The organism is Aquabacterium sp. A08, from assembly GCF_011742065.1.
In genome coordinates this window covers 1-245 of record NZ_JAAQQT010000211.1, presented here as the reverse complement: position 1 = coordinate 245, position 245 = coordinate 1, and the positions used below count along the sequence as shown (strand labels likewise).

The window sequence follows — 245 nt, the reverse complement described above, 5'->3', positions numbered from 1 at the left end:
CGCAAGTCGGCGCTGGAAGCGGCCGCCCTGTACGATGAACTGGAACGCGCGGTGCAGGCGCAGGACACCGACCGGGTCCAACGCGTCTGGGCCGACATGCAGGCTCAGGCCGCCCGGACCGTGCAGGCCCAGCAGGCCGGTTTGCTGGCGGCCCGCGTGCTGAACGCCGCCGGCCAGACCGACGCCGCCCGCCAGGCCCTGCGCGCCGTGGCCGAGAGCCCAGCCGACGCCGACGTGGCGTCCGT

The 245-nt window shown here is 75.5% G+C and carries 1 protein-coding gene; it reads left to right on the top strand.

The window, feature by feature from the left end:
* A partial coding sequence (locus HA630_RS01180; protein WP_166832128.1) for a tetratricopeptide repeat protein occupies nucleotides 1-245 on the top strand: 245 nt, incomplete at both ends.